The sequence below is a fragment of the Erythrobacter sp. genome, from assembly GCF_035194505.1.
GTDB lineage: Bacteria > Pseudomonadota > Alphaproteobacteria > Sphingomonadales > Sphingomonadaceae > Erythrobacter.
This window is the reverse complement of sequence record NZ_CP136573.1, coordinates 22,343-39,053: the sequence shown is the minus strand read 5'-3', so window position 1 is coordinate 39,053 and position 16,711 is coordinate 22,343. Positions and strand designations below refer to the sequence as shown.

Sequence of the window (16,711 nt, the reverse complement as noted above, 5' to 3'; positions counted from 1 at the left end):
CCGGTCTGCGGGGTTACTCGCCGCCGCTGCTTTCCCCGCCCGCAAGCCCGCGCGCTTCCAGCATCGGCTGCACATCGGGCTGGCGACCGGCGAAGTTCTGGAACATCTCGAAATAGTCCATCGTCCCGCCGCGGCTCAGCACGGTCTTGCGGTAATGATCGCCATTGGCGCGGGTCAGCCCGCCATTGTCGCGGAACCACTTGCGGCTGTCGCGGTCGAGCATTTCGGTCCACAAGTAGCTGTAATAGCCTGCGGAATAGCCCGCCGGATCGCTGAAGATGTGGTTGAAATAGGTCGAACGGTAGCGCGGCGGCACGAGGTCCACCTCAAGGCCGAGTTCCTTCAAAGCGCGGGTCTCGAAGGCGTCGACTTCCTCCGGCGTGTCGATCGCGGCGGCAGCTTCCGGGGTGAGCGCTGCCCACTTCATGTCGAGCAGGGCTGCGGCCACGGTCTCGCCGAAATCATAGCCCTGGTTGAACTTGGACGCGGCCTCGATCTTCTCGACCAGCGCCATCGGGATGGTTTCGCCGGTCTTGTAGTGCTTGGCATAGTTCTGCAGCACTTGCGGATCAGTCGCCCACATCTCGTTGACCTGGCTGGGATATTCCACAAAGTCGCGCGCCGTCGCCGTGCCCGAGAGGCTCTCGAACTGCTGGCTGGCGAACAGCCCGTGCAGCGCGTGGCCGAATTCGTGGAAGGTGGTGCCGACATCATCGAAGCTGACGAGCTGCACTTCGCCCGGCGCGGCCTTGGGGATGTTGAGCACGTTGTAGATCACCGGCTTGGTGCCCCAGGTCTCGCTCTGGTCGACGAAGTTGCTCATCCACGCGCCGCCGCGCTTGGAAGGGCGCTGGAAGGGATCGAAGTAGAACAGGCCGAGCTCCGAGCCATCGGCGTCGAACACGGTGTAGACCCACACATCGGGGTGGTAGACCGGCAGATCGGTGCGACGCTTGAAGCTGAGGCCGTAGAGCTTGCCCGCAGCGTAGAACACGCCGTCTTCCAGCACCTTGTCGAGCTGGAAATATTGCGCGACTGCATCCTCGTCGAGATCGTAGCGGGTCGCCTTGATGCGGTTGGCATAGCGATACCAGTCCCACGGCTGGACGGTGTAATCGCCGCCATCGGCCTTGATCGCTTGCGTCAGCATCGCCGCCTCGCGCCGCTGGGTGGCGGCCAGAGCGGGGACCATCTGCTCCATGAAGCCAAGCGCGGTCGCGGGCTTTTTCGCCATGCGATCATACATGGTGTAGCTCGCCCAGTCAGGCTCGCCGAACAGCGCGGCCTTCTTTGCGCGCAGGGTGGCGATCTTGGCCAGCAGCACGCGGGTATCATGCTCGGGATTGGCCCCGTCGGCGCGGCCATAGCTCAGTTTGAACAGCGCCTCGCGGGTGGCGCGGTTTTCGAGCGAAGGGAGCAGCGGCTGCTGCGTCGTGTTCTGGAGCGCGATGGCGAACTTGCCCGGGTGCCCCTTGGCCGCCGCCAGATCGGCCGCCGCCTTGATATCGGCCTCAGACAGGCCTGCCAGTTCAGCGGCGGTATCGACGATCAGCGGCTGGGCATTGGTCGCGGCGCGCACCTTCTGGCCGAATTCGGTGGCGAGCGTGGACAGCTCGCCATTGATCGCCTTCACCTCCTCGCGCTGCGCCGGGGTGAGCAGCGCGCCGGCGTGGACCATGCGCTTGTAGGTCTCCTCCAGCAGCCGGCCCTGTTCGAGCGTCAGGCCAAGGCTGGCGCGCGCATCGTAAACCGCCTTCACCCGTGCAAACAGCGCCGGATCGAGCGTGATCGAATCATTATGGGCCGAAAGCTTCGGGCTGATTTCGGTGTCGATCGCATCGAGCCGGTCGGTGGTGTTGGCGCCGGTGAGCGCATAGAACACCCGCTCCACCCGGCCGAGCATCCGGCCCGCCTTCTCCAGCGCGACAATGGTGTTCGCGAAGGTGGCTTTTTCCGGATTGGCGATGATCGCAGCGACTTCGGCCTTCTCGATCGCCATGCCCTGTTCGAAGGCGGGGATGTAGTCGTCTTCGGAAATCTTCGTGAAATCAGGCGCAAGGAAAGGCAGCGTGCTGTCGCTCGCGAAATAGCCGGTTCCTTGCGGGATTGCAGGCGCGTGGTGGTGCGCGTGAGCATCCTCGGCCAACGCGGCCTGCGGCGCGGCGGCCATCCCGGCCATCAGCGCGGCGGCGGAAACTTGCGTCAGGACAGGGACAAGGTTGCGCGGATTCATATCGGGGTTCTCTCTCGTTTCGTCGGCCAGCCGCCCGTCAGGCAGCGATGGTGCGGCAGGCTCATGCATGGCGGTTCTTGAACAGGCAATGGACCGCAATTGCAAGCCGCCAGCCTGCCGCGCTCACGCCATCAGCTTGCGCGGGCCGGGGCCGTCTTGGCCGAGCCGGTCCTCGGGGTTCCAGATCGCGCAATGTTCAAGGCTGAGGCACCCGCAGCCGATGCAGCCGTCGAGCCGCTCGCGGGTGCGGGTCAGCTCGGCAATGCGCGCATCGAGCGTGGCGCGGATCGCGCGGCTGATCGCCTCCCAGTCGCGCGCATTCGGCGTGCGGCCCTGCGGCAAAGTCGCCAGCTGTGCCCGGATCTCGCCCAGCGCAAGGCCGAGGCGCTGGGCAATCAGGATGAAGCTCAGGCGGCGGATGTCCGAGCGCAGGAAGCGCCGCTGGTTGCCATTGGTGCGCACCGGCTCGATCAGCCCCTCGTCATCGTAGAAACGGATCGCCGAGACGCTGAGGCCGGTGCGGCGCGCAATCTCCCCGATGGGAATGAGATCGGTGGGTTTGAGGCGGGTCATCGGCGGCGCTCCGAAATAGCTTGACCTGAAGTTAGGTTGAGATTGCACAAGGGGCAAGCCGATTGATTCGCACCCGCCCCTGCAACGAAAAAACCCACGGAGAACCCCATGCCCACCGGTCACCTTGAACACGTCAACATTACCGTCAGCGATCCCGAGCGCTCCGCCGCCCTGCTCGCGCAATTATGCGGCTGGCACATCCGCTGGCGCGGCCCCTCGCAACTGGGCGGCTGGACCATCCATGTCGGCGGGACGCAGGATTACATCGCGGTCTACACGCGCGGCGAAGGCCCCGTCCCCCGCTTCGGCAAGGGCGCGCCGCTCAACCATGTCGGGCTGGTGGTGGACGATTTGGACGCCGCAGAGGCGGTGGTGATCGCCGCCGGGCTCGAACCCTTCAGCCACGGCGATTACGAGCCGGGCCGGCGGTTCTACTTCTTCGACTGGGACGGGATCGAATTCGAGATGGTGAGCTACGCCTAGAACAATTGCGGCTGATGGGCCGCGCCCCGCGCCCACGGCTCAGGCGTGCGCTCAATCACCAGCGGACCTTGCCACGGACGGCACAGGGCCATCGCCTCGTGCGGCGTGCCGCCGATCCAGCGCGCCTGATCCTCCGGCGCGAGCAGCACCGGCATGCGTTCGTGGACGCTGGCGGCATCCGTGCCTTCGCTGTCGGTCATCACCATCGAATAGCACGCGCCCCATTCGTCCGACTGCCGCCACACCCCCGCCGCCGCGAAGAGCGGCGCGTCCGGTAGCGAGAGCCATGTGCGGGTCATGCGGCCACGCTCGCCCGCGGCCTCTGCCCAGCCGGTGAGCGGGATGAGGCAGCGCCGCTCCTCGAAGGAATGGCGCCAGAAGAAGGTCTCCAGCTTGTCGGTCCGTGCGTTGTTGACCGGCTTGGGCTTCAAGGTCTGGCCCTGCTTGCCCTTGAGCACCAGCGGGAAGCCCCATGTCATTACCCGCAGCTGCCCCTCTGCCACCACAAGGCCGGGGGTGCCGGGATAGGTCTCCGCGCCGAAATTCGCGCCTTGTGTTGCTTCCACCGCCGCAAACCACGCCGCCACTTCGCTGGCAGGCAGGGTGATGCGGGTGAGGTTGCACATCTCGAAGCCCCCGGATCAGGCATTGCCCACGACGTAGCACGCCGCCGCCATCAGCGCGCCCGCCCAGCGGTTCGAGCGGAAGCGTTCAAGCGGATTGGCCGGATCATCGGCGTCGAGGCTCATCACCTGCCACGCCAGATGCCCTGCCACCGGCAGCAGCGCGAGGAGCGCCAAGGGGTCTGCGCGGTAGAGCCAGAAACCGAGGCCCCACAGCGCCACAGCCGCAGCATAGAAGCCCGCAATCCCCGCCTGCACCCGCGCGCCCATCGCCAGCGCCGAGGAGCGGATGCCGACCATCGCGTCATCCTCGCGGTCCTGCAGGGCATAGATCGTGTCATAGCCGATCACCCAGGCGATACACCCGGCATAGATCGCCGCGAGCGCATCCCAGTTGTCGAGCCGCAGCTGCGTCCAGCCGACCAGCAGGCCCCAGTTGAACACCATCCCCAGCCACGCCTGCGGCCACCATGTGATGCGCTTCATGAAGGGATAGGCGGCGACCAGCGCAAGGCTGCAGAGCGCGACCACCTGCGCCTCCCAGCGCAGTTGCAGCAGCACGGCGAGGCCGACGAGGCACAGGCCGACGAGCCAGACCCACGCCGCCTTTTTCGACACCCGCCCGCTCGCCACCGGACGCAGCGCCGTGCGGGCGACCTGCGCGTCGAGATCGGCGTCGATGATGTCATTATAGACGCAGCCCGCCCCTCGCATGGCGATGGAGCCCGCCAGCAGCCAGCCGAGCAGCAGCGGCTGCCACCCCGCACCGCTCAGCCACACGCCGAACACACAGGGCCAGAACAGCAGCCACCAGCCGATCGGCCGGTCGAACCGCGCCAGCAGCGCAAGGTCACGCGGAAGCTGCGGCAGGCGGGCGACGATACCGCGGTGCTCGCTGTCAGGGACGATCCCCTCGCTCATGCCTGTTCCTCGCGCCTTGCCGCGCGCCAGCCGATGATCGCGCAGGCCAGCATGGTGATGTTGCCGGCAAAGTCGAGCATCCCGATGCTGGTCAGCACCGGCACCTCGTAATGGAACCAGTAATTGAACCCGAAGAACGGCAGCAGCAGCACCGCGAAGACCGCAAAGCCGCGCGCGGTCCAGCGGGTAACCAGCGTCATCAACCCGAACAACACCGCCTGCGCGCCGAAGCAGGCCATGGTGAAGCGGGTGAGGTAGCTGCTGTCCTGATAGGCCTCGGTGATGGCCAGATCGATCACGCTGGCCGGCGCAAACAGCGACCAGCCACCCAGCACCAGAAAGACGGCGGCGATAAGGAATTGAGACGTGCGCGCGGACATGGCTTGCTCCCTAGCGTCCCTTGCGCCTAGTGCAAAGCCATGCCCGCGACCCCTGCATGGCCCCCCAAGAGCGCCCCGCGCCTGTTTGTGCCCGATCAGCTCGGGCCGGGCAGGATTGTCGCGCTCGACGGCCCGCAGGCGCATTATCTCGGCAAGGTGATGCGGGTGCGCGAAGGCGATGTGGTGATCCTGTGTGATGACGCGACCGGCGAATGGGCGGCGCGGGTTGCGCAAGCGGGCAAGCGTGACGTGGTGCTGGAGGTGGCGGACATGCTCCGCCCGCGCGAGGCCGTGCCCGATCTGTGGCTCTGCGCAGGCTTGCTCAAGAAGGATCGCTTCGATCTGGTGCTGGAGAAGGCGACCGAACTGGGCGCGGGCCGCATCCAGCCGGTCATCACCCGCCGCTGTGTCGCCGACAAGCTCAACCTTGATCGCGCCCGCACCCTCACCATCGAGGCCGCCGAGCAATGCGCCCTCACCGCCCTGCCCGAACTTTGCGAGACGGTGAAGCTCGATGCGCTGCTGGCCGGCTGGCCCGAGGACCGCGTGCTTTATTTCGCTGACGAGAATGGCGGCGAACCCGCCGCCTCCGCCTTTGCCGCCCACAAGGGCGCGCCGGCTGCGATCCTCACCGGCCCCGAAGGCGGCTTTGACGAGGCCGAGCGGGCCGCAATCCGCACGCACCCTTGCGCCCGCCCTATCTCCCTCGGCCCGCGCATCCTGCGGGGCGAGACCGCCGCCATCGCTGCGCTGGGCCTGTGGATGGCCCTCGCGGGCGACTGGTAGTCCGGCTTCGTCGCGGCAAAGGCGTTTTGCCCTTCCCACCGGCAAGTGGGTTTTCTAAAGCAACCGGCCAGAGAGGGCCCCCTTTGCGATGAGCACACGTGAAGCATCCAGTGCCGACGATCCGGTGATCGAAAGCATCGACCAGCTGATCCTGCCGATGATCGGTGGCGAGAAGCCGCCGGCCGACTGGCGCATCGGCACCGAGCACGAAAAGCTCGTCTACAAGCATTCGGACAAGCGCGCCCCTTCCTATGACGAGCCTTGCGGCATCCGCGATCTGCTGAAGGGCCTTGAGCAATTCGGGTGGAGCCCGGTCGAGGAAGGCGGCAAGGTCATCGCGCTGAAGGGCGCGGACGGGGCTGTCAGCCTTGAACCGGCGGGCCAGCTTGAGCTTTCGGGCGCGCCGCTCGAAAACCTGCACCAGACCTGCGCAGAGACCGGACGGCACCTCGCGCAGGTGAAGGAAGTCGGCGAGCGTTGCGGGGTCGGCTATCTCGGGCTCGGCATGTGGCCTGACAAGACCCGCGCAGAACTGCCGATCATGCCCAAGGGCCGCTACGACATCATGCTGCGGCACATGCCGCGCGTGGGCAGCATGGGCCTCGACATGATGCTGCGCACCTGCACCATCCAGGTCAATCTCGATTACCAGTCCGAAGCCGACATGGTGAAGAAGTTCCGCGTCGGCCTTGCCCTGCAACCGCTCGCGACCGCGCTGTTCGCCAATTCGCCCTTCACCGAAGGCAAGCCCAACGGCTTCCTGTCCTATCGATCGCACATCTGGTCCGACACGGACCCCGCGCGCACCGGCATGCTGCCCTTCGTCTTCGAAGACGGCTTCGGTTACGAGCGCTGGGCGCAGTACATGCTCGACGTGCCGATGTATTTCGTCTTCCGCGACGGGAGATATATCGACGCAGCGGGGCTCTCCTTTCGCGATTTTCTCGACGGCAAGCTGTCGGTGCTGCCCGGCGAGCGCCCGACCCAGAGCGACTGGTGGGATCACCTGTCCACCGCCTTCCCCGAAGTGCGCCTCAAGAGCTTTCTCGAAATGCGCGGCGCTGACGGCGGCCCGTGGAGCCGGATCTGCGCCCTGCCCGCCTTCTGGGTCGGCCTGCTCTATGATCAGACCGCGCTCGATGCGGCGTGGGATCTCGTCAAGCACTGGACCATGGAAGAGCGCGAGGCGCTGCGCACCGCCGCGCCGAAACTCGCGCTCGATTCCCCCGTCCCCGGCGGCCACACCCTGCGCGATATCGGCCGCGAGGCGCTGAAGATCGCCCATGGCGGGCTGGCATCGCGCGCGCGGCTCAATGCGGCGGGCGATAACGAGACCGGCTATCTCGACACGCTCGACGAGATCGTGGCGAGCGGCAAGGTGCCCGCCCAGCGCCTGCTCGATGCCTATTTTGGCGAGTGGAACGGCGATATCAGCAGGGTCTACGAACAATCCTTCTGAACGGGAGAGCGGCGATGATCATCCGACTGCTGGTGATAATCGCGCTGCTCTTGGGCGGAACGGTTCAGACCTCCGCCCAGCCCGCCCCGCCTGTTTCTGTTGCTGACGCGCTGGCGGCGCACTTTGCCGAGGATGCGGCGAGCCACGTGCGCGATCTGGCCGATCTCTATTCCAAGCGCGGCCTCAGCGCGCCCAAGATGAAGCAAGCCACGGTAGCCGATGTGGCGCGCTATCTCGCCGCCCAGCGCGACGATGACAGTCCCGGCTATCCCGAAGGCACGGCGGTGCTGTTCTATTCGCACCGTGGTGACCAGCTGGCGATCTATCTGATCGGGACCGGCGGCATCATCGCCTATCACGAGACCGACATCACGCCCGCCGAATTGCGGATTGCGGCGAGCTTCTACCGCCAGGACCTCGCTGTCGACGGGCTCGATCGCAGCCGTGCGCCCTTGTGGACCGGCACGGATGCGCCGCCTGCGGAACCGGTGGTGACGGCCAGCAAGGCCAATCGCAACACACCCATCGACCAAATCCTGCTGCCGCCCGATATCCGCAAGGCGCTGCTCGGCGTGCGCCATCTGGTGATCGTGGCGAACGGCTTGATCGCGACCAATCCCTTCGCTGCCTTCCCGCTCACCGGACGCGAGCTGTTGATCGACCGGATGAGCATCACCGTATCGGCGGGCCTGTTCGATCTCGATCAGATGATCCGGCCGTGGACGGGCCTTGACGAATATGTCGATCCGCTGGTGGTGGGCGATCCGCTGGTGCCCGCCAGCCCCGACTGGAAGGTGCCGCGGCTGCCGGGCGCGGCGAGCGAAGCCCGGATGCTGGCCGACCGTGTCGCTGCCGAAGCCCTGATCGGCGAGGCTGCGACCAAGACCGCGGTACTGGCCCGGATGCGATCGGCACGAATGCTCTATTTTGCAGCCCACGGCGTTTCCGATCCGCGCGCGCCGCTGACCGGCGGCTTCCTGATGCTTTCGGGTCCGAGCCCCGATCAGGCCTTCCTTACCGCGGGCGAAGTGCAGCAGATGAGCCTGCGCGCCAATCTGGTGGTGCTGAGCGCCTGCCAGAGCGGACTTGGCTTCAATCATGACGGCGGCGTTATCGGCCTTGCGCGTTCCTTCCAGAAGGCGGGCGTTCCGCGTGTGGTGATGAGCCTGTGGAGTGTCAGCGACGAGGCGACCCTCTACCTGATGGACCATTTCCAGCTGCAGGCCATGGCCAATGTGCCGGCAGAAGCCCTGCGTCTCGCGATGCTCGATACGCGCAAGAAATACCCCGATCCGGCGCTGTGGGCGGCCTTCACCTTGTTTGGCACCCCGCGCTGAGACCCCGGACAAACAATAGCAGGAGAGAGAGACATGCTGATCGTACTGGCCAAGGCCAAACTGGGTGGGGGCGTAAGCGAGGCCGCGCGCGCCGCGATTGCCGATATGGTGGCCGCCTCCAACGCTGAGGGCGGCTGCATCGCCTATGCCTTTACCGAGGATCTGCTGGAGCCCGGCACCATCCACATCGTAGAGAAGTGGCAGGACGAAGCCGCGCTGCTCGCGCATTTCGCCACGCCGCATATGGCCGCGTTTCAGGCGGCGCTGGCGGGCATGGACTTTCAGGTGATCGAGGCGCTCAAGTATCACGCCGATGATGGCGCGCCGGTGATGTAATACCAATGTGCAAATGCACATTGGTTAAGCCCGTGCGGCGTTTGAGCAAATCCAGTGCGTGATGCGCCAGCATCTTAGCGCACTGGAAAAGAGCGCTATTCGGCGGGGTAGGCGTGGGGGCTGTCGCCCTGCACTGCCCCGCCGCTGGTCAGCGTCCGCTTGAGGCGTGCCAGCGGCGCGGTGATAAGGCCGTACTGCTCCATCCACGCGTGATATTCGCGGTATTTCGGATCCTCGGCGAGCAGGTGCGCCTCCTCGGTGCGCGCACGCCAGTAATAGATCGCGTTGACCAAGCCGAGAAAGACACAGTTGCGCACCGCGTCTGCCAGCGAGCCGTTGCTCACCAGAAAGGGCAGCACCGAAGCCCACCAGAACAGGTTCTTCGACAAATAGGCCGGGTGGCGGGTGAAGCGGTAGGGCCCGTGGGTCAGCACCCCGCGATAGGTGAGGTTGGAAAAGCGGATGCCGAACACCACCGTCGCCCAGGCATAGACCCCGGTCAGCAGCAGCAGCAGCCCGCCCCATGCCCACAGCAGCGCCGGCTGGCCGGCGAACCAGTAGCCCCAACCCGGCGTTGCCACCTCGTAGCCCAGAATCTGGTTGTTCTGCCCGATGATGCCCCACACGAAGGGCGGATAGCACATCAGCGCGGCGAGCCAGCCCGCCAGCAGCGGATTGCCCGAACGGATATGCGCATCGAGCGGGCGCAGCGTGAAGAGATAGCCGACCGTGCCGATCTGCACGTCGATCACGAACAAGAGCGTCACCAGCAGCATGATGAAATCGACCGGATTGGCGATCATCCGCGCAGGGTCCGCCTCGACCAGTTGCGCAAAGCCGGGCGGCAGGATCGAGATCATGAAGGCGCCGAAAAAGCCCTTGATGATCCACGCGCGCCAGTGCTTGGCGATCTGCGCGCTGTCCCAGGTCTCGCGCCCGATCACGCCCAGCCCCAGCACCGCGGCACCGAAATGCCAGGTGCCGTCCCGCAGGTTCACCAGATGGCGATCAAGCCAGATGACATAGGGGATCGACAGAGCGACCATCGGCACGATGGCAAAGGCCAGCACCTCCATCGCAAAGAGATAGGGCCCGTTCCAGTACCAGCGCGCAAGGCCATAGGCAGCCGCAAGGATGGCCCATGTCGCCCACAGGCCCGACAGCTTCACCACCGAGACCGGCAGCACCTCGGCAATCGGGCGCGCATGGCTCCAGTCGAGCCCGGTTGAAGGGCGGCGATGGACCTTGTCGACCAGCACCGACCACGCCGCCATCGGCAGGGCGGCAAACAGCATGGCGGCGAGCGACGCATAGGGTCCGGACAGGACGCCGCGCTCGGGGGAAAGGGCTCCGGTCAGTCCCAGCGCTTCGGCAATGGCGGGATAGTTGCGGCAGAAAAGGAGCCACGCGAACAGCCCGATCAGGCCGACAAGGCCCACCCCCGCCGACACGTCGGACGGCGGCGGCAGGGCGCGCGCGGAGGCAGTATTGGGCGATTGGACGGCGCTCATCACCCGCCCGCCCTAGCGCAAAAGGGTTAACGCCCTGCTGAAGCGGGGCCTGGGCCGTGTCGACATTCAGACGCTGGTGAGCCGAAAATGGTGCATTTTCGGGAACCGGAGCGCAGCGGCCTTTTGGGCCGTGAGCACCGGAAGCCCGGAAATGGGCCATTTGCAGGCCGCCAGAGCTGAATGTCGGTGCGGCCTAGCGCCAGGCGTGGATCTTGCCGCTGTCGTCGAGGATGTAGAGATGCCCCTCGGCCACCACCGGCGCGAGGCTGACGGGCTGGCCGAGATCGGCGAAGAACTGCGCCGAGCCCTCGCCCGCGCTGACCTTCCACACCTCGCCGCGCGAGCTGGCGACCCACAGCTGGCCGCCGGCAAGCACCGGGCCGGTCCAGAAGATCGGGCCCTTCTTGTCTTCCTCGTCCTTGTAGCGGCGCAGCTGGGTGATCCAGCGCACGCGGCCCGTGGAGCGGGCAATCGCCAGCAGGCGGGCATCATCGGTGAGCGTGAAGATCCACTCGCCCGCAATCGCCGGGGTGGAAATGCCCGCAAGGTTCAATTCCCAGATGCGCTGGCCGGTGAGCAGTTCGTAGGCGGCCATGCGCCCGCCCTGCCCGAGCGCATAGACGCGGCCCGAATCGATGATCGGATCGGCGTCGATATCGGTGATCGAGCCCACAGTGGTCGAGATGTTGGTGCGCGCCAGAGCGTCCGACCACAGCGTGCGGCCGTTCTCGTAGCGATAGGCCGACAGCTCGCCGCTCGAATAGCCCGCGATCACCGTGCCCTGCCCGGCAGCGGGCGCGGCGACGCCGAACACGCCCGACTGCGTGGTCGAACCGCTTTCGTCCCACACCGGCGAGCCATCGGCGATGTTGAGCGCGATGATCTGGTTGTCCTGCGTCATCACGAACAGCTGCCCGAAGGCGATCGTCGGCGATCCGCGCAGCGGGCCTGCCGGCTTGACCTTCCACAGCACCTCGCCGGTCTCGGCATCGAGCGCCTTGACCTCGCCCACGCCATTGGTGGCGTAGACCTTGCCCGCTTCGTAGCTGACCCCGCCGCCAAATTCCGACGGTTCCTGATCCTTGGTCATTTCCGCGTCGGCGCGGGTCCACAATTTGGCGCCGGTGGCCTTGTCGTAGGCGATGATCACGCCGTCCGTACCCTCGACGAAGAGTTTGTTACCACCCACCACCGGCGATGCGGCGAGCCGCGCGCGGTTGCTCGAACCGGCGATCTGCGCGGTCCAGACCTGCGTGGGCGTCTCCGCCAGTGCGAGATGGCCGTAGGACTTGCTGGCCGAACCGCCAGCCTGCGACCATTCGGCATTGGAGCGCTGCGGCGGGAGCACCACGGTGATACCGGCGAGCGCGGGATCGACTTCGGCCCCGCTTTCGATGCGCGAGAGGATCGGCATGCGGTTGCCCACGGTCGGCGTGGTCTTTTCGTCCCCGCCGCCGAACAGGCCGCCCTTGCAGCCGGTCAGCCCGACAGCGATGAAGCCCGCCAGCAGCGCAGCGCGCGCGATTTTCATGTGTGTCATACCCGTCCGTCCAACCTGTTCCCTCATTGCGCGGTCGCCGGAGCGGCCTCGCCAGTGCCATCGGACGAGACCCCTTCGTCTTCGAGCAGCTTCTTCACATCGACAATCGCGTCCACCCCGAGCAGGCCCGCCATCTGGCGGGTGCGCGAACGCAGGGTTTCAGGCAGTTCCTCGTCCTTGGCCATGGCCGCAAACAGCTTGCCCGCCTCGGCGCGGTTGCCCGCTTCGAGATGGGCCATCGCCACCAGTTCGCCCGCCGCGCCGAAATAGGGATTGCCGGGCTTGGCCAGATCTCCGAGCCGCGCGATCACATCGGCCGGCTTCATCGTGTCATAACGCGCCGCGACATCGCGGATGCGGGCCAGATCGCGCAGGGCCGGCGGCGCTTCGGCATCATCGGCGACCTGCTTGTAGAGCCCGCTCGCCTTGTTCACATCGCCCGCTTCGAGCGCGGCGGCAGCCTGCAGCATCCTCGCACCCGTGCGCGCGCCGGGCGATGCCGCGTCGAGCAGCGGCGCCACCTTTTCGGCCGCGCCCTTGAGATCGTTCTGCTTGGCCAGATCAAGCCCGGCGACCAGCGTTTCGGACTGCGCCTCCAGATCCTTCTGGCGATAGTGATCCCACACCAGATAGCCGCCCAGCGCCGCGATCAGCGCAAGGATCGCGCCCAGCAGCTTGGTGCCGTGATTGCGCAGGAATTCGAGCGCATCGTCCTGCCGCACCGCCTCGTCGATCTCGCGGATCAGGACGTCATCCTCGTTGGGAATTGCCGGAGTGCCCGGAGCAGAAGGGGTCGGAGTGCGCGCCATGCGGAAACTGGAGTCCTTGGTTAATCTGTAAGCCTAGCCGATTTTGCAGGCGGAACTGCCGCGCTCTTTAGGCAGGTGCGCGCGCTTCCGCAATGCCGCGCTGGCGCTTGTGCCCGCACGGGTTTGAACCGGGGATGAAGCGCGGGAGGGCTCAGAATGGCCGGCCGATGGCAGCGGCATAGGCGGCGCGGTAGTGCGCGATCATCTGCGCCGCGTCATAATGTGCCCGCGCCCGCGCGCGGTTGGCCGCGCCGATCCGGGCACGCAGGGGCGGGTCTCCGGCCAGTTCGGACAGCATCGCGGCCAGCGCATCGGCATCGTCCGGCACCGCGATGAAGGGACGGTTTTCCTCGGCCACCATGCTGCGGATATCGCCCACATCGGGCGCGGCCACCGGCAGGCCCGCCGCCATCGCTTCGACCACCGAGAGTGGAAACTGCTCGGAAGCCGAGGACAGCGCGAAAATATCGAACATGCCAATCACCTGCGCCGGATCGGCAATCGCGCCGGGCAGGTGGACGCGGTGGCTGATCTCGGCGGCCTCGGCAGCGGCGCGGATCGCATCGCGCTCCGGCCCCTCGCCGCAGATCACGAGGTGCCAGATATCGGGCAGATCGACGATGGCGCGCACCAGCAAGGGCAATTGCTTGACCGGGCGCAGACCCGCGAGCGTGCCGATCCAGTGTTCGCCCGGGCGCTTCACCACCCGCAAGGCGGCGGGCTGCGGCGCGGCGGCGAAGGCGGCAGTGTCGATCCCGTTGGCGATCCGCAGCACCTTTTCGGGCGGCTGCGCCCAGGGGCCGAGCGCAATCTGCTCCAGCCCCGTTGAGGGCACGATCACCCGCGAAGCCCCGCGCAAAGCCGCGCGGCGATAGAGGTTGCGCCGGGTCTTGAGCCCGCCCGCCTCGTCCTCGTTGAAGCCGTCCTCGTGATGCACCAGCGGCGGCAGGCCATAGGGCTTGGCGAAGGCCGTGTGCGCCATCGCCACATCCATCGCACCCCAGTTATAGGTGCAGACGAGATCATAGGGCTTCAATGCCTCGGCCAGCGCGGCCAGCCGGCCGGGCGTGGGCAAGCCCTTCAAGGAGGGAAAGCCGGCCGGAAATTTCGCCGCAATGCCCGGTGCAATGAGACTGCGTGCGCCCGTCGCCTCGGGCTCTGCCGAAACGATGGTGTGCTCCATTGCATCACCGAAAGCGTTCATCAGGCGGACCGAGCGCACTTCCTTGCCTCCGGCCGAAAAGGTCGAATGGCAATGCAGGACGCGCAAGGGCGCGCGGGAGTTCTGGCTCATTCCACCCCGTCCAGCAGAGCGTGGATCGCGGCGCGCACCTCGGGCTCGTCGAGGGTCGGGGCATGGCCCACGCGCGGCACGGTGATCGCGCGCATCGCGGGATTGCGCACGCCCATCTGCTTGACCGTCTCTTCGGAGAGGAGATCGGACAGCCCGCCGCGCACCAGCAGCATCGGCACATCGCGCAGGGCCTCGTAGGCGAGCCACAGATCGGGCGGCGCGGCATTGCCGGGCTTTGCGAAAGGCTCTGCGATGGCCATGTCATAATCGAAGCTGATGCGCCCGTTCTGGGTCACCACCATGGTGCGCTTGGCCATTTCGAGCCATTGATCCAGATCGAAATCGGGGAAGGCAGCGCCATGCGCCTCGGCCAGCCCGCGCGCGGCGTGGACCCAGGTCGGATAGGACCGCCCCTGCCCGACATAGCCCGAAATCCGCGCCAGGCCTGCGGTCTCCACCTCGGGGCCGATATCGTTCATCACCACCGCCGCCATGCGCCCGGGCGCGGTGGCAGCCATCAGCATCGTCATCAGCCCGCCCATCGAGGTGCCGATCGCAATGAAGCGGGTGATGCCCAGCTCTGCGAGCAGCTTCTCGACATCGCCGACATAGACGGCCGGCGTGTAGCTATCCGAGACCTTGGCATAGTCCGACTGGCCGCGCCCGCGCATCTCGGTCACGATCACGCGGCGCTTGGTGGCGAGATCCTCGGCAAGGCTCGCGAAATCGCGGGCGTTGCGCGTCAGCCCGTGCATGCACAGCACCGGCAGCGCAGTGCTGCCTTCAGGGCCGGGATAGTTGCGATAATGCAAGGATAGCCCGTCGCTGCTGGTCCAGAAGCGATCTTCGTAATGTGCAGCCATGAGCGGCGATATTCCCTCTGGTCGGTTGCAGCCTCCGCGCAGGGCACCCTTTGCGAAAGGTGGCTTGCACGCGGCAATGCTTGCCCCCACTATCGCGGCATGAGCTTGGGCATGCAACACCCGGATTTGTCCGGCGACTATCATCCGGAACCCGCCATCCTTGCCCTCGCCCCGTGGCTGGCCAGCCCGGTGGAGGCCGCCGACTTCCCCGAAACCCGCATCCGGTTTCGCAATGATCGGGCAGCGGCGAGCTTGGGCCTTGCCGGGTTGGGCGATGCCGAATGGGCGGCGCATTTCGGGCGTTTTCAGCCGCTTCCCGGGAACCTGCCCCAGCCGCTCGCGCTCAAATATCACGGCCACCAGTTCCGCGTGTACAATCCCGAAATCGGCGACGGGCGAGGCTTTCTGTTTGCGCAAGTTCGCGACGGGCGCGGACGGCTGATGGACCTTGGCACCAAGGGTTCGGGCACCACACCCTATAGCCGCGCAGGCGACGGGCGGCTGACATTGAAGGGCGCGGTGCGCGAGATCCTGGCGACCGAGATGCTCGAGGCGCTCGGCGTCAACACCTCGAAGACCTTCTCGGTGATCGAGACCGGCGAGAACCTGTGGCGCAATGACGAGCCGAGCCCCACGCGCTCGGCGGTGTTGGTGCGCCTCAGCCACTCGCACATCCGCATCGGCACCTTCCAGCGCCTGCTGGCGATAGAGGACGCCGAGGCCATGGCAAGCCTTGTGGATTACTGCCTCACGCAGTTCCCCGGCCCGCCCCCGCCCGCCGATGCCCCGGCACGCGAGGAGCCTGCGGTGCGGCTGATGCACAATGTGGTCGAACGCATGGCCGATCTTGCCGCCAGCTACATGGTGGCAGGCTTCGTCCACGGCGTGCTCAATACCGACAACATGAACGTTACAGGCGAAAGCTTCGACTATGGCCCGTGGCGCTGGCTGCCGGAATGGGAGCCGGGCTTTACCGCCGCCTATTTCGACCACGCGGGCCTCTATGCCTTTGGCCGCCAGCCCGAGGCGCTGCACTGGAACTGCGGTCAGTTGGCCGTCGCGCTGCGGCTGCTGGCGGATTCGGCGCCGCTGATCGCCGCGCTCGAACGCTTCGGGCCGCTCTACATGGAGGCGGTCTCGCGCCGCTGGTGCTGGCGGCTGGGCGTGGAGCCGCAGGGGCTGGAGGCCGATACGCAACTGGTCGCGGCCTGCGAGCAGGCGATGCGCGAGGCGCGCGCCCAGCCCGATGTCTTCTTCTTTGCCCACCGTGGCGGGCGCGGCGATCCGCAGGGCGAATTCGGCGCGGCGCTGGCGAACTATCGTGCGGCCCCCGACACCCACCCCTATTGGCAGGACGAGCGCCCGCAATCGCTGCTGATCGAGGAGGTCGAGGCGATCTGGGACGCGATCGACCGCGACGACGACTGGGGCCCGCTCCACGCCAAGGTGGAGGCCCTGCGGCGCATGGGCGCAGCCCACGGCACGCCCCCTGCGGCGGCAGGCCACGCGGCCCTCGCATAGCGGTTCATCCTTGGCTTGCGCATGGGCAGGCCAAGACCCTAT

16 protein-coding genes are annotated in these 16,711 nt (G+C 66.6%); 6 read left to right on the top strand and 10 right to left on the bottom strand.

What is annotated here, in order from left to right; all coding sequences use genetic code 11:
• Positions 1 to 13: 13 nt before the first annotated feature.
• The gene (locus RSE14_RS00225) at positions 14 to 2,170 is read right to left on the bottom strand and encodes a M3 family metallopeptidase (RefSeq protein WP_416379387.1); all 2,157 of its coding nucleotides are present in this window, start codon (positions 2,168 to 2,170) and stop codon (positions 14 to 16) included.
• A gap of 186 nt (positions 2,171 to 2,356) precedes the next feature.
• On the bottom strand, positions 2,357 to 2,806 hold the full coding sequence (gene soxR / locus RSE14_RS00220) for a redox-sensitive transcriptional activator SoxR (protein WP_324075058.1): 450 nt from the start codon (positions 2,804 to 2,806) through the stop codon (positions 2,357 to 2,359).
• A 108-nt stretch (positions 2,807 to 2,914) separates the two neighbouring features.
• Between soxR and RSE14_RS00215 the strand changes: the two genes are divergently transcribed.
• A complete protein-coding gene (locus RSE14_RS00215; protein ID WP_324075057.1) occupies positions 2,915 to 3,289 on the top strand; it encodes a VOC family protein in 375 nt (124 codons plus the stop codon).
• On the opposite strand, the gene RSE14_RS00210 is transcribed toward RSE14_RS00215, so the two are convergent.
• Genes RSE14_RS00210 through RSE14_RS00200 form a run of 3 tightly spaced genes read right to left on the bottom strand, consistent with a single transcriptional unit; the run spans position 3,286 to position 5,213 of the window.
• Positions 3,286 to 3,915, bottom strand: coding sequence for an SOS response-associated peptidase (locus RSE14_RS00210; protein WP_324075056.1), 630 nt, complete (start codon positions 3,913 to 3,915; stop codon positions 3,286 to 3,288). The two genes, RSE14_RS00215 and RSE14_RS00210, sit on opposite strands and share 4 nt — an antisense overlap.
• Before the next feature lie 15 nt (positions 3,916 to 3,930).
• Positions 3,931 to 4,833 carry a 4-hydroxybenzoate octaprenyltransferase gene (gene ubiA, locus RSE14_RS00205; protein WP_324075055.1) on the bottom strand — a complete coding sequence of 301 codons (903 nt, stop codon included), beginning with the start codon at positions 4,831 to 4,833 and terminating at the stop codon, positions 3,931 to 3,933.
• On the bottom strand, positions 4,830 to 5,213 hold the full coding sequence (locus tag RSE14_RS00200) for a hypothetical protein (protein ID WP_324075054.1): 384 nt from the start codon (positions 5,211 to 5,213) through the stop codon (positions 4,830 to 4,832). The genes ubiA and RSE14_RS00200 overlap by 4 nt, the downstream gene beginning before the upstream one ends.
• 39 nt (positions 5,214 to 5,252) lie before the next feature.
• On the opposite strand from RSE14_RS00200, the gene RSE14_RS00195 reads away from it, so the two are divergent.
• From RSE14_RS00195 to RSE14_RS00180, 4 genes are all read left to right on the top strand, one after another.
• A complete protein-coding gene (locus tag RSE14_RS00195; RefSeq protein ID WP_324075052.1) occupies positions 5,253 to 5,999 on the top strand; it encodes a 16S rRNA (uracil(1498)-N(3))-methyltransferase in 747 nt (248 codons plus the stop codon).
• A gap of 88 nt (positions 6,000 to 6,087) precedes the next feature.
• The gene (locus tag RSE14_RS00190) at positions 6,088 to 7,458 is read left to right on the top strand and encodes a glutamate--cysteine ligase (RefSeq protein WP_324075050.1); all 1,371 of its coding nucleotides are present in this window, start codon (positions 6,088 to 6,090) and stop codon (positions 7,456 to 7,458) included.
• A gap of 14 nt (positions 7,459 to 7,472) precedes the next feature.
• Positions 7,473 to 8,795, top strand: coding sequence for a CHAT domain-containing protein (locus RSE14_RS00185; RefSeq protein WP_324075048.1), 1,323 nt, complete (start codon positions 7,473 to 7,475; stop codon positions 8,793 to 8,795).
• Positions 8,796 to 8,828: 33 nt separating this feature from the next.
• Positions 8,829 to 9,131, top strand: coding sequence for a putative quinol monooxygenase (locus RSE14_RS00180; RefSeq protein ID WP_324075046.1), 303 nt, complete (start codon positions 8,829 to 8,831; stop codon positions 9,129 to 9,131).
• Between the two features lie 95 nt (positions 9,132 to 9,226).
• Here the strand turns inward: RSE14_RS00180 and RSE14_RS00175 are convergent, their stop codons facing one another.
• The 5 genes from RSE14_RS00175 to RSE14_RS00155 all read right to left on the bottom strand — a co-directional run bounded on the left by RSE14_RS00175 (position 9,227) and on the right by RSE14_RS00155 (position 15,148).
• Positions 9,227 to 10,642, bottom strand: coding sequence for a methyltransferase family protein (locus tag RSE14_RS00175; RefSeq protein ID WP_324075044.1), 1,416 nt, complete (start codon positions 10,640 to 10,642; stop codon positions 9,227 to 9,229).
• 193 nt (positions 10,643 to 10,835) lie between these two features.
• A complete protein-coding gene (locus RSE14_RS00170) occupies positions 10,836 to 12,182 on the bottom strand; it encodes a PQQ-binding-like beta-propeller repeat protein (RefSeq protein ID WP_416379354.1) in 1,347 nt (448 codons plus the stop codon).
• 23 nt (positions 12,183 to 12,205) lie between these two features.
• Complete coding sequence (locus RSE14_RS00165) at positions 12,206 to 12,991, bottom strand: tetratricopeptide repeat protein (protein WP_324075041.1); 786 nt, start codon at positions 12,989 to 12,991, stop codon at positions 12,206 to 12,208.
• Positions 12,992 to 13,142: 151 nt separating this feature from the next.
• Positions 13,143 to 14,285: a glycosyltransferase family 4 protein gene (locus RSE14_RS00160; RefSeq protein ID WP_324075039.1), complete on the bottom strand. Its 1,143-nt coding sequence runs from the start codon at positions 14,283 to 14,285 to the stop codon at positions 13,143 to 13,145.
• The gene (locus tag RSE14_RS00155; RefSeq protein ID WP_324075037.1) at positions 14,282 to 15,148 is read right to left on the bottom strand and encodes an alpha/beta fold hydrolase; all 867 of its coding nucleotides are present in this window, start codon (positions 15,146 to 15,148) and stop codon (positions 14,282 to 14,284) included. The genes RSE14_RS00160 and RSE14_RS00155 overlap by 4 nt, the downstream gene beginning before the upstream one ends.
• Before the next feature lie 111 nt (positions 15,149 to 15,259).
• Here RSE14_RS00155 and RSE14_RS00150 point away from each other — a divergent pair, with 111 nt between their 5' ends.
• Complete coding sequence (locus RSE14_RS00150) at positions 15,260 to 16,669, top strand: protein adenylyltransferase SelO family protein (RefSeq protein ID WP_324075036.1); 1,410 nt, start codon at positions 15,260 to 15,262, stop codon at positions 16,667 to 16,669.
• The last annotated feature ends 42 nt before the right edge of the window (positions 16,670 to 16,711 follow it).

Bases quoted from the DNA above. Each gene is read 5' to 3' on its own strand.
- RSE14_RS00225 (WP_416379387.1), bottom strand. From the start codon at position 2,170: ATGGCCGCCGCGCCGCAGGCCGCGTTGGCCGAGGATGCTCACGCGCAC.
- soxR (WP_324075058.1), bottom strand. From the start codon at position 2,806: ATGACCCGCCTCAAACCCACCGATCTCATTCCCATCGGGGAGATTGCG.
- RSE14_RS00215 (WP_324075057.1), top strand. From the start codon at position 2,915: ATGCCCACCGGTCACCTTGAACACGTCAACATTACCGTCAGCGATCCC.
- RSE14_RS00210 (WP_324075056.1), bottom strand. From the start codon at position 3,915: ATGTGCAACCTCACCCGCATCACCCTGCCTGCCAGCGAAGTGGCGGCG.
- ubiA (WP_324075055.1), bottom strand. From the start codon at position 4,833: ATGAGCGAGGGGATCGTCCCTGACAGCGAGCACCGCGGTATCGTCGCC.
- RSE14_RS00200 (WP_324075054.1), bottom strand. From the start codon at position 5,213: ATGTCCGCGCGCACGTCTCAATTCCTTATCGCCGCCGTCTTTCTGGTG.
- RSE14_RS00195 (WP_324075052.1), top strand. From the start codon at position 5,253: ATGCCCGCGACCCCTGCATGGCCCCCCAAGAGCGCCCCGCGCCTGTTT.
- RSE14_RS00190 (WP_324075050.1), top strand. From the start codon at position 6,088: ATGAGCACACGTGAAGCATCCAGTGCCGACGATCCGGTGATCGAAAGC.
- RSE14_RS00185 (WP_324075048.1), top strand. From the start codon at position 7,473: ATGATCATCCGACTGCTGGTGATAATCGCGCTGCTCTTGGGCGGAACG.
- RSE14_RS00180 (WP_324075046.1), top strand. From the start codon at position 8,829: ATGCTGATCGTACTGGCCAAGGCCAAACTGGGTGGGGGCGTAAGCGAG.
- RSE14_RS00175 (WP_324075044.1), bottom strand. From the start codon at position 10,642: ATGAGCGCCGTCCAATCGCCCAATACTGCCTCCGCGCGCGCCCTGCCG.
- RSE14_RS00170 (WP_416379354.1), bottom strand. From the start codon at position 12,182: ATGACACACATGAAAATCGCGCGCGCTGCGCTGCTGGCGGGCTTCATC.
- RSE14_RS00165 (WP_324075041.1), bottom strand. From the start codon at position 12,991: ATGGCGCGCACTCCGACCCCTTCTGCTCCGGGCACTCCGGCAATTCCC.
- RSE14_RS00160 (WP_324075039.1), bottom strand. From the start codon at position 14,285: ATGAGCCAGAACTCCCGCGCGCCCTTGCGCGTCCTGCATTGCCATTCG.
- RSE14_RS00155 (WP_324075037.1), bottom strand. From the start codon at position 15,148: ATGGCTGCACATTACGAAGATCGCTTCTGGACCAGCAGCGACGGGCTA.
- RSE14_RS00150 (WP_324075036.1), top strand. From the start codon at position 15,260: ATGCAACACCCGGATTTGTCCGGCGACTATCATCCGGAACCCGCCATC.